Origin of the sequence: Streptomyces sp. NPDC056527 (genome assembly GCF_042794475.1) — a bacterium.
GTDB lineage: Bacteria > Actinomycetota > Actinomycetes > Streptomycetales > Streptomycetaceae > Streptomyces.
In genome coordinates this window covers 1-8,869 of sequence record NZ_JBHTTQ010000031.1, presented here as the reverse complement: position 1 = coordinate 8,869, position 8,869 = coordinate 1, and the positions used below count along the sequence as shown (strand labels likewise).

Below are 8,869 nucleotides of genomic sequence, written 5' to 3'. Positions count from 1 at the left end.
TCTGTCGGGGGGCCTGTTTTTTTTTTTTTCCACCGGGGGGGGTGCGCACCCCCCCCCGTCGGGTGGGGGCCCGGCCCGCGGCGGGGCCGCCGCGGCGGGGGGGGTACGGGACTTCCCGTACCGCCCCTTCTCGTACGGCTAGAAGCCCGGGGGCTCCGTGTAGATGCCCCACTCCTCGCGGAGCACGTCGCAGATCTCGCCGAGGGTGGCCTCCGCGCGGACCGCGTCGAGCATCGGTCCGATCATGTTGGAGCCGTCGCGGGCCGCTGCCAGCATCGAGTCCAGGGCGGCGCGGACCTGGGCGTCGTCGCGGCGCTCCTTGCGCTCGCCGAGGACGCGGACCTGCTCCCACTCGACCTCGTGGCTGACCCGCAGGATCTCCAGGTCGCCGGTGACCGAGCCGTGGTGGACGTTGACGCCGACGACGCGCTTGTCGCCCTTCTCCAGGGACTGCTGGTACTGGAAGGCGGATTCGGCGATCTCGCCGGTGAACCAGCCGTCCTCGATGCCGCGCAGGATGCCCGAGGTGATCGGACCGATCGGGTGCTGCCCGTCCGGGTGGGCCCGGCGGCCGCGCTCCTTGATCTGGTCGAAGATCTTCTCGGCGTCGGCCTCGATCCGGTCGGTGAGCTGCTCGACGTACCAGGAGCCACCGAGCGGGTCGGCCACGTTGGCCACGCCCGTCTCCTCCATCAGCACCTGCTGCGTGCGCAGCGCGATCTCGGCGGCCTGCTCGCTGGGGAGCGCGAGGGTCTCGTCGAGGGCGTTGGTGTGCAGCGAGTTGGTGCCGCCGAGGACCGCGGAGAGCGCCTCGACCGCGGTCCGCACGACGTTGTTGTACGGCTGCTGGGCGGTGAGGGAGACACCGGCGGTCTGGGTGTGGAAGCGGAGCCACTGGGCCTTGTCGGTCTTGGCGCCGTAGACCTCCTTCATCCAGCGGGCCCAGATCCGGCGGGCGGCGCGGAACTTGGCGATCTCCTCGAAGAAGTCGAGGTGCGCGTCGAAGAAGAAGGAGAGACCGGGGGCGAAGACGTCGACGTCCAGACCGCGGGAGAGGCCGAGCTCGACGTAGCCGAAGCCGTCGGCGAGGGTGTACGCGAGCTCCTGCGCGGCCGTCGCCCCGGCCTCGCGGATGTGATAGCCGGAGACGGAGAGCGGCTTGTACGCGGGGATGCCCTGCGCGCAGTGCTCCATGAGGTCGCCGATGAGGCGCAGGTGCGGCTCGGGCTGGAAGAGCCACTCCTTCTGCGCGATGTACTCCTTGAAGATGTCGGTCTGGAGCGTGCCGTTGAGCACGGCCGGGTCGACACCCTGGCGCTCGGCGGCGACCAGGTACATGCAGAAGACGGGCACGGCGGGCCCGGAGATGGTCATCGAGGTGGTCACGTCGCCGAGCGGGATGTCCTTGAAGAGGACCTCCATGTCGGCGGCGGAGTCGATGGCGACGCCGCAGTGGCCGACCTCGCCGAGCGAGCGCGGGTCGTCGGAGTCGCGGCCCATGAGGGTGGGCATGTCGAAGGCGACCGAGAGCCCGCCGCCGCCGGCGGCCAGGATCATCTTGTACCGCTCGTTGGTCTGCTCGGCGTTGCCGAAGCCGGCGAACTGGCGGATGGTCCAGGTCCGGCCGCGGTAGCCCGTCGGGTGCAGACCGCGGGTGAAGGGGTACTCCCCGGGCCAGCCGATGCGCTCGAAGCCCTCGTAGGTGTCCCCGGGCCGCGGCCCGTAGACGGGCTCGACCGGGTCACCGGAGAGCGTCGTGAAGTCGGCGTCGCGCTTGCGGGCCTTGTCGTAGCGGGCCTGCCAGCGTCGGCGGCCTTCCTCGATCGCGTCAGCGTCCATGCTTCAAATTTACTAGGACGTCCTAGTAAATGTCGATGGGAAACCCCCGCACATCCGTGCGGGGGTGTGCCCTATGCCTTGACGGGGGCCGGCTGCGCGCCGCTGACCAGCGGAAGCGTCTCGCGGACGACCTTGCGCTCGACGAAGAACGCGGCGAACGGGATCGTCCCGGACAGCAGCACCCACAGGAGCTTGCCGAACGGCCACTTCGCCTTGGAGCCCAGGTCGAAGGCGAAGATCAGGTAGATGATGTAGAGGACACCGTGGGCCTGGGAGACCGCGAAGGTCACATCCTCGCCCGTGTCGAACCCGTACTTGAAGACCATGCAGGTGCACAGCACGAGCAGCATGACGGCGGTGATGTACGCCATCACGCGGTAACGGGTCAGCACGCTGGATTTCATGCCGTCGAGCGTAACGGCACGTTCCGGGCGATCTTCGGGCGGGCCCGGCTTCGGGTCAGCTCTCGTCGAAGTCGTGCGCGCTCACCCGGAGCGGGCGCAGCATCGCGAAGATCTCCGCGCACTCCTCGGCGTCGTAGACCCCGAGGCCGAAGTCCATCTCCATCAGGTCGCGGGTGGCCGCCTCGACCACCTCGCGGCCCTTCTCGGTGATGGAGGCGAGGGTTCCGCGGCCGTCGTTGGGGTTGGGCCGCTTGTCGACGAGACCGGACTTCACGAGCCGGTCCACGGTGTTCGTCACGGACGTGGGGTGGACCATCAGCCGCTCGCCGATCTTGGACATCGGCAGCTCACCGGCCTTGGAGAAGGTGAGCAGCACGAGGGCCTCGTAGCGCGCGAAGGTCAGCCCGTACGGCTTGACCACGGCGTCGACCTCCGCGAGCAGGATCTGGTGGGCGCGCATGATCGAGGTGATCGCGGCCATCGAGGGGGAGGGCCCCCAGCGGTTCTGCCAGAGCTCGTCGGCGCGGGCGATGGGGTCGAACGGGAGACTGAGCGGCTTCGGCACGCGTCGACCTTACCCACTGGTCACATGGTGGTCAGCCTCGTCTCGAACTTCGGTCGCACGGACCTCGGCGACGACCGCCAGGACGCAGACGGTACCGAGCACGCCCGCGCCGACGACCACGACGTGGACGGGCAGGAACTCGGCGGCGAGCCCGGCGCCGGCCATGCCGACACCCTGGATCGTCATCATGCCCGCGGTCATCAGCGTCATGGCCCGGCCGCGCTGCTCCTCGGGGACGGCGGCGACGAACCAGGCGTCGAGGCCGAGGGTGTACGCGCCGGTGGCACCGGCCAGGAGGAGGGCGACGGCGGCGAGGGCGATGCCGGGCTCGACGGCGTAGAGGAGGAAGGGCAGCATCCCCACGGCCACGAGCGGGACGACGATCCGCTCGCGGACCCGGGCGCTGAGGGCGGAGCCGGCGAAGAGCTCGCCCGCGATGGTGCCGACGGGCATCGCGCACATGAGGAGACCCAGGGCGGCGGTGGAGGCGCCGATCTCGCGGGCGTAGGGGGCGGCGAGGGCCTCGGGGGTGACGACGAAGAGGGGCGGGATCCAGAACAGGAGCATCAGCGCGCGGATCCGGCGGTCGCGCAGGACGCCCCAGGTGCCGCCGAGGCCCTGGCGCTCGGCGGTCGCCGCGCGGGCGGGGCGGTGGGCCGTGCCGAAGCGCAGCAGCAGCGCGGAGGCGAGGAACGTGACGGCGGTGATCGCGATGGCGCCGCGCGGCGGCACCACGGTGAGCAGCACGCCGCCGACTCCGAACCCGGCGAGCAGGGCGCTCTGCGAGACGATCCGGAGAAGGGAGCGGCCGAGCACGAAGAGGTCGCCCTCGCCGAGGATGTCGGCGAGGGTCGCCATCCGGGTCCCGTTGAAGACGGGCGCGACGGCGGCGACGGCGCACCGCAGCACGAGCAGCCCGGCGACCGGTGTCACGGGCGCGACCATCAGCGCGACGCACCCGGCGCAGACGAGATCGCAGACGACGAGCACACGGCGCGCGGGATACCGGTCGGCGACACCGGCGAGCAGGGTGCCGCCCAGCAGATAGGGCAGGAACCCGAGGGCGAAGGTGAGGGAGGAGAGCAGGGGCGACCCGGTGAGGTCGTAGACGAGCACGGTGAGCGCGATCTCGCTGACGACGACCCCGAGCAGCGAGAGCAGGTGCGCGACGAACACGGTCCTGAACTCCCGCACCGCGAACACGGCGCGGTAGCCGGGGGTGGCCGTCCGCCCGGGCGCATGGGCCGGGGCGGGTTCCGCGCGGGACGTGGAGGTGGTTCTCGGGTTCTCCTTCGGCATGGGGCGAGACTCACCGCGCCGCCACCCCCGTCCTAGACTTTCGGCTCCAGCCGAATCTCTCGTGGGGAGTCATGCCCTATCACCTTCGGTTCGGCGAGGCCGACCCCCTTCGGATCCGGTTCGCGCTCTCGCCGCTCTGGGAGACGCAGTCCGCGGTGCGGGTGCTCGCCCGGCCCCGGCAGCAGGGGTACCACCTGCCGTGGCTGCGGCGGATCCGCGGCGCGGCCGAGGGGATCGACCTCGGGCCGCTCCATCTGCTGATGCCCCGGCACGGGCACAGCCCGGACTTCCTCTATCCGCCGCCGCTCGGCCCCGCCGCCTCTTTCGAGGAGGAGATCGCGGCCGTGCGCGAGACCGATCCCGCCCTCGCCCTGGACGACTTCGCGCGTGCCCTCGCCGACACCCCCGGCGCCGCGGCGACCGCCGAGGGGCGGCGGATGCTCGCCGACCCCGCGGGGGCCGTCCAGCGGCTCGCCGATCTGCTCCAGGACGCCTGGGACGCCCTGATCGCGCCCGTGTGGCCCCGGCTGCGCGCCCTCCTCGAAGCCGATGTCGCCTACCACTCCCGCCGGCTCGCCGACGGCGGCCTGGAGCGTCTCCTCGGCGAGCTGCACCCCGGCTTCGACTGGGCCGCCGACAGCGCCACCCTCACCGTCGCCTACCGCGGCGAGCACGTCCGCGCCCTGGACGGGCAGGGCCTGGTCCTCATGCCGTCGGTCTTCACCTGGCCCGACGTCGTCAGCGGCTTCGATCCGCCCTGGCAGCCGACCGTCGTCTACCCGGCGCGCGGGATCGGCGGGCTGTGGACCGAGGCCCGCGACCGGACGCCCGACGCACTCGCCCGGCTGCTCGGCCGGGCCCGCGCGGACGTGCTGTGCGCCCTGGACGATCCGGCCGGCACGAGCGCGCTCGCGCACCGTCTCGGCCTCGCCCCCTCCTCCGTGTCGGCGCATCTGTCCGTACTGAAGGAGGCCGGCCTGCTGACCTCCCGCCGCTACGGCCACCAGGTGCTCTACGAGCGCACCCCGCTCGGCATCGCCCTGGCCGCCTCCGGCGGCGCGCACGACTGAGCCCCCGACCCCGAGGGGGCGGGGGCTCGGCCTCGGCGGCGGGTGTTCAGCCCTCCAGGTGGCGTTCCACGGTCGCGACCTTGGAGGAGAGTCCGTCCGTGACGCCCGGCCGGATGTCGGCCTTGAGGACGACGGAGACCCGGGGCGCCCGCGCCTCGACCGCGGCGACGGCGCGCTTGACCACGTCCATCACCTCGTCCCAGTCACCTTCGATCGAGGTGAACATCGCGTCGGTACGGTTCGGCAGCCCCGACTCCCGTACGACCCGGACGGCGTCGGCGACGTACTCGCCGACCTCCTCGCCGACTCCGAGCGGCGTGACCGAGAAGGCGACGATCACGCGTTCACCGTGCCCTCGCGGCGGGCGCGGGAGGCGATCACCGCGTCCTGGGCCTCGCGCTTGAGCTTGCGCTCGGCGAAGAAGCCGCCGAGGGGCAGCACGGAGAGCACGAAGTAGAGCGCCGCCGTCTTGACGTTCCACTTGGTGCGGTTCCAGGCGTCGAGCCAGAAGAGCACGTAGAGGATGAAGAGAACGCCGTGGATCGCGCCCATCACCGGCACCGCGTTGAACTCCGTCGTCCGCTTCAGTACGGAGCAGACCAGCAGAAGGAGGAAGGAGACGGCCTCCGGAGCGGAGACGAGTCGGAGGCGCTGGAGGGAGGAGGCGGTCTTGATGTCCACGGGGGTCACCTTCGGGTGGGAGGGGGCCGGTGATCTTGTGAATGGATGCACAAGCGTCGCCTCATTGTGGCACCCGACTTTGCTGTCCCTTTGTCCGGGGGCCCCGTAATCTCGCTCCGTGGCAACGTTTCGACTCCAAGGCAGCAAAGTGCTGGCCGTCGACATGACCGGTGACGCCGTCAAGGCGAAGAACGGCTCGATGGTCGCGTACGACGGCCAGATGGCCTTCAAGAAGATGTCCGGCGGCGGTGAGGGCCTGCGCGGCATGGTCACCCGTCGGCTCACCGGCGAGCAGATGGAGGTGATGGAGGTGAAGGGCCAGGGGACCTGCTGGTTCGCCGACCGCGCCTCCGAGATCAACCTCGTCTCCCTGCACGGCGACAAGCTCTACGTCGAGGCGAGCAATCTGCTCTGCACCGACGCGGGGCTGCGCACCGGCACGAGTTTCACCGGGCTGCGCGGCGGAGCGACCGGCAACGGTCTCTTCACGACGACGGTCGAGGGCACGGGCCAGGCGGCGATCATGTCGGACGGCCCGGCGGTGGTGCTCCGCGTGACACCGCAGTACCCGCTCTCCGTCGACCCCGGCGCGTACGTCGCCCACCAGGGCAACCTCCAGCAGAGCTTCCAGTCCGGTGTGACCTTCCGCACCTTCCTCGGCGAGGGCGGCGGCGAGGCGTTCCAGATCCGCTTCGAGGGCGACGGGCTCGTCTACGTCCAGCCGAGCGAGCGCAACACGGTGGGGGGTGACGTCTGATGCCGTTCCGCGAGATCAACTCGAAGATGGTCGAGGCCCAGGTGGTGCCGGGGCAGCGCATGTTCAGCCAGCGCGGCGCGATGCTTGCGTACCGCGGCGACGTCACTTTCACGCCGAACATCACCGGTGGCCAGGGCGGCGTGATGTCGATGATCGGTCGCCGGGTGGCGGGCGAGGCGACTCCGCTGATGACCGTCGAGGGCAACGGCACGGTGATGTTCGGGCATGGCGGCCACCACATCCAGGTGATCCGGCTGACCGGCGACACCCTCTTCGTCGAGGCCGACCGCCTCCTCGCCTTCGACGGCACCCTGGAGCAGGGCACGATGTTCATGGGCTCCCAGGGCGGCGTCATGGGCATGGTGCGCGGCCAGGTGACGGGCCAGGGGCTCTTCACGACGACGCTCAAGGGCCATGGCGCGGTCGCGGTCATGGCGCACGGCGGTGTGATCGAGCTGCCTATCACCCCCGGACGCGCGGTCCATGTGGACCCGCAGGCGTATGTCGCGCACCACGGCGACGTACGGAACAAGCTCTCCACCGCGCTGGGCTGGCGCGACATGGTGGGGCGGGGCTCGGGCGAGGCGTTCCAGCTGGAGCTGAGCGGCAGTGGTGCGGTGTACGTGCAGGCCTCGGAGGAGAAGCTGTGACCGGTCCCGTCGTCCTCGACCCGCACTCGCTCCCGTCCGACGACAACGTCAATCCGTACACCTTCTGCGTGGAGCTCAAGGGCTCCCAGTGGTTCCTGCAGAAGGGCAAGATGATCGCCTACTACGGGCGGATCGACTTCAACGGCATCGGCCATGGGCGGCTGGACCGCCTGGTCCGTACGTCGTTCCACTCGCCGCTCCATGCGAGCGACTGGGTGGTGGCGGAGGGCAGCGGCAAGATGCTGCTCGCCGACCGGGCCTTCGACGTGAACTCGTTCGACCTGGACGAGGGCAATCTGACGATCCGTTCCGGCAATCTGCTGGCGTACCAGCCGACGCTGGCGCTGAAGCAGTCGATCGTGCCGGGGTTCGTGACGCTGATCGGCACGGGCAAGTTCGTGGCGGCGTCGAACGGGCCGGTGGTCTTCATGGAGCCGCCCATGCGGGTGGATCCGCAGGCGCTGGTGGGCTGGGCGGACTGTCCGTCCCCGTGCCACCACTACGACCACGGCTATCTGACCGGCGTGATGGGCGGCGTACGGGCGCTGACGGGGATCGGCGGCACCTCGGGCGAGGAGCACCAGTTCGAGTTCGTGGGCGCGGGTACGGTACTGCTCCAGTCGACGGAGCTGCTGATGGCCGAACGGGCGATCGGTGAGACGCCGGCGCAGGCGGGGGTACCGGGTGGTCATGGACCGTTCGGTTCCGGCCATGGTCAGGGCGGATCCGTACCGCGCCTTCCCGGTCAGCTCGGAGACCTCCAACGTCGCTTCGGGCTGTAGCCGGTAGTCTGCGGAGTGTGACGTCATCGAACGGCGTCGGGCGCCGTTCGAATCTCCGCACCCGCGCGTCGGGGCTCCGGGTGCCCGGCGTCACATTCCCTCATTTCGTCCAGCATTCAACTTCTTAGGTAGAATCCATATATGGAGACCGAGACGGCCACCCCCTGGCTCAACGACGCCGAGCAGTGTGCATGGCGCACGTATCTGGACGTCAACAGGATGCTGACGTACCAGCTGGAGAAGGATCTCCAGCCCTTCGGCCTGACCATCAACGACTACGAGATTCTGGTGAATCTGTCGGAGTCGGCGGAACGGCGCCTGCGCATGAGCGACCTCGCGACCGCGACGCTGCAGTCCAAGAGCCGGCTCTCGCACCAGATCACCCGCATGGAGAACGCGGGGCTCGTGCGCCGTGAGAACTGCGAGTCGGACCGCCGCGGGCTGTACGCGGTCCTGACCGACCAGGGCATGGACACGATGCGGAAGGTGGCACCGCACCACGTCGAATCGGTACGCAAGCACTTCATCGACCAGCTCAGCTCCGAGGCGCTCGGCGACCTCCACGAGTCGCTGAAGCCGGTGGCGGAGCAGCTGCGGGGCCGCCGAGGCAAGCCCTAGCGGTCCTCCGGGAGCGGCAGGCGGAGTTCGGACAGAGCCCCGCCTGCGGGTGCTTCACGGACGGTGAGAGTGCCCCCGTGCCGCACGGCGACGTCCCGGGCGATGGCCGGCCCGAGCCCCGCGCCGCCCTCGCCACGGCTGCGTGCGTCGCCGGGGGGCCGGGACTGCGCGGCGCGCCGCCGGCCGGGCTGATGCCCGGCCGGC

The 8,869-nt window shown here is 70.5% G+C and carries 12 protein-coding genes; 5 read left to right on the top strand and 7 right to left on the bottom strand.

Annotated features, from left to right (window positions below):
* Window positions 1–138: 138 nt before the first annotated feature.
* The 4 genes from ACFQ7Q_RS17515 to ACFQ7Q_RS17500 form a co-directional block, all read right to left on the bottom strand.
* Window positions 139–1,839, bottom strand: coding sequence for a methylmalonyl-CoA mutase (locus tag ACFQ7Q_RS17515; protein ID WP_383555611.1), 1,701 nt, complete (start codon window positions 1,837–1,839; stop codon window positions 139–141).
* A 71-nt stretch (window positions 1,840–1,910) separates the two neighbouring features.
* Window positions 1,911–2,243, bottom strand: coding sequence for a DUF3817 domain-containing protein (locus tag ACFQ7Q_RS17510; RefSeq protein ID WP_383555609.1), 333 nt, complete (start codon window positions 2,241–2,243; stop codon window positions 1,911–1,913).
* Window positions 2,244–2,298: 55 nt separating this feature from the next.
* Window positions 2,299–2,808 carry a MarR family winged helix-turn-helix transcriptional regulator gene (locus tag ACFQ7Q_RS17505; RefSeq protein WP_383555606.1) on the bottom strand — a complete coding sequence of 170 codons (510 nt, stop codon included), beginning with the start codon at window positions 2,806–2,808 and terminating at the stop codon, window positions 2,299–2,301.
* Window positions 2,809–2,817: 9 nt separating this feature from the next.
* Window positions 2,818–4,107: an MFS transporter gene (locus ACFQ7Q_RS17500; RefSeq protein WP_383555603.1), complete on the bottom strand. Its 1,290-nt coding sequence runs from the start codon at window positions 4,105–4,107 to the stop codon at window positions 2,818–2,820.
* 71 nt (window positions 4,108–4,178) lie between these two features.
* On the opposite strand from ACFQ7Q_RS17500, the gene ACFQ7Q_RS17495 reads away from it, so the two are divergent.
* The gene (locus tag ACFQ7Q_RS17495) at window positions 4,179–5,177 is read left to right on the top strand and encodes a DUF5937 family protein (protein WP_383555601.1); all 999 of its coding nucleotides are present in this window, start codon (window positions 4,179–4,181) and stop codon (window positions 5,175–5,177) included.
* 46 nt (window positions 5,178–5,223) lie between these two features.
* Here ACFQ7Q_RS17495 and ACFQ7Q_RS17490 read toward each other — a convergent pair whose 3' ends face one another.
* Both ACFQ7Q_RS17490 and ACFQ7Q_RS17485 read right to left on the bottom strand, forming a co-directional pair.
* Entirely contained in the window at window positions 5,224–5,517 is a 294-nt protein-coding gene (locus tag ACFQ7Q_RS17490) for an MTH1187 family thiamine-binding protein (RefSeq protein ID WP_383555599.1), read from the bottom strand.
* On the bottom strand, window positions 5,514–5,858 hold the full coding sequence (locus tag ACFQ7Q_RS17485) for a DUF3817 domain-containing protein (protein WP_383555597.1): 345 nt from the start codon (window positions 5,856–5,858) through the stop codon (window positions 5,514–5,516). Before ACFQ7Q_RS17485 ends, ACFQ7Q_RS17490 begins: the two co-directional genes overlap by 4 nt.
* 118 nt (window positions 5,859–5,976) lie before the next feature.
* Here ACFQ7Q_RS17485 and ACFQ7Q_RS17480 point away from each other — a divergent pair, with 118 nt between their 5' ends.
* The 4 genes from ACFQ7Q_RS17480 to ACFQ7Q_RS17465 all read left to right on the top strand — a co-directional run bounded on the left by ACFQ7Q_RS17480 (window position 5,977) and on the right by ACFQ7Q_RS17465 (window position 8,665).
* Entirely contained in the window at window positions 5,977–6,615 is a 639-nt protein-coding gene (locus ACFQ7Q_RS17480) for an AIM24 family protein (protein ID WP_383555595.1), read from the top strand.
* Window positions 6,615–7,265: an AIM24 family protein gene (locus tag ACFQ7Q_RS17475; protein ID WP_383555592.1), complete on the top strand. Its 651-nt coding sequence runs from the start codon at window positions 6,615–6,617 to the stop codon at window positions 7,263–7,265. The genes ACFQ7Q_RS17480 and ACFQ7Q_RS17475 overlap by 1 nt, the downstream gene beginning before the upstream one ends.
* Entirely contained in the window at window positions 7,262–8,047 is a 786-nt protein-coding gene (locus ACFQ7Q_RS17470; protein ID WP_383555590.1) for an AIM24 family protein, read from the top strand. The genes ACFQ7Q_RS17475 and ACFQ7Q_RS17470 overlap by 4 nt, the downstream gene beginning before the upstream one ends.
* A gap of 141 nt (window positions 8,048–8,188) precedes the next feature.
* A complete protein-coding gene (locus ACFQ7Q_RS17465) occupies window positions 8,189–8,665 on the top strand; it encodes a MarR family winged helix-turn-helix transcriptional regulator (RefSeq protein WP_383555588.1) in 477 nt (158 codons plus the stop codon).
* Here ACFQ7Q_RS17465 and ACFQ7Q_RS17460 read toward each other — a convergent pair.
* Window positions 8,662–8,869, bottom strand: a 208-nt coding sequence (locus tag ACFQ7Q_RS17460) for an ATP-binding protein (RefSeq protein WP_383555586.1), incomplete at its 5' end; no start/stop codon positions are given. The two genes, ACFQ7Q_RS17465 and ACFQ7Q_RS17460, sit on opposite strands and share 4 nt — an antisense overlap.

Bases quoted from the DNA above. Each gene is read 5' to 3' on its own strand.
- ACFQ7Q_RS17515 (WP_383555611.1), bottom strand. From the start codon at position 1,839: ATGGACGCTGACGCGATCGAGGAAGGCCGCCGACGCTGGCAGGCCCGC.
- ACFQ7Q_RS17510 (WP_383555609.1), bottom strand. From the start codon at position 2,243: ATGAAATCCAGCGTGCTGACCCGTTACCGCGTGATGGCGTACATCACC.
- ACFQ7Q_RS17500 (WP_383555603.1), bottom strand. From the start codon at position 4,107: ATGCCGAAGGAGAACCCGAGAACCACCTCCACGTCCCGCGCGGAACCC.
- ACFQ7Q_RS17495 (WP_383555601.1), top strand. From the start codon at position 4,179: ATGCCCTATCACCTTCGGTTCGGCGAGGCCGACCCCCTTCGGATCCGG.
- ACFQ7Q_RS17475 (WP_383555592.1), top strand. From the start codon at position 6,615: ATGCCGTTCCGCGAGATCAACTCGAAGATGGTCGAGGCCCAGGTGGTG.
- ACFQ7Q_RS17465 (WP_383555588.1), top strand. From the start codon at position 8,189: ATGGAGACCGAGACGGCCACCCCCTGGCTCAACGACGCCGAGCAGTGT.